Source organism: Autumnicola edwardsiae, assembly GCF_031846505.1.
Classification (GTDB): domain Bacteria; phylum Bacteroidota; class Bacteroidia; order Flavobacteriales; family Flavobacteriaceae; genus Autumnicola; species Autumnicola edwardsiae.
Map to the genome: position 1 here is coordinate 1 of NZ_JAVRHP010000297.1, position 551 is coordinate 551.

Genomic DNA, 551 nt, shown 5'->3' on the forward strand with positions numbered 1-551 from the left:
TCCTTCAAGCTCTTCGTTAACTCTAAAAAAATATCTTTCATAATTTTATTGATTTTTGAATGGATGATAATATCGATAGTGCGATGCGTTCAATGTTGTTGTTCTCTGAAATAAAGTTGCCCTCATCGTGATTGGACAAGAAACCCAATTCGATCAAAACAGCAGGACAATAATCTATAGTTCCCCGCAACACCTGAAAATTCGCAAACTTCACACCTCTACTCTCCAACCCCAAACTCTTATTTAGATCATCTTGCAGTTGAAAAGCAAACCAAATAGCATCATCTGAGTATTTAGACACAGCCTTAGCCACATAAACCTCTATTCCTCTCGCAGCTGGATTATTAGAGTGATTGCAATGCAAGGACAGAAATAAATCAGCATTTAAGGCTTTAGTCAGTTTGGTTCTATCCGATAACGAAATAAGCGTATCACTATACCTGGTTAAATAAATATCTAAAGGTTGATCCAAATCATTATTCAACCTTAAAATCTCTTTAGCAATCGACAAAACCACATACTTTTCTTGGATGCCATTTATGCCCATTGCC

1 protein-coding gene is annotated in these 551 nt (G+C 36.3%); it reads right to left on the bottom strand.

Annotated features, from left to right (window positions below; all coding sequences use genetic code 11):
- Nucleotides 1-37 precede the first annotated feature (37 nt).
- Nucleotides 38-551, bottom strand: a 514-nt coding sequence (locus RM529_RS17735) for an N-acetylmuramoyl-L-alanine amidase family protein (RefSeq protein WP_311486056.1), incomplete at its 5' end; no start/stop codon positions are given.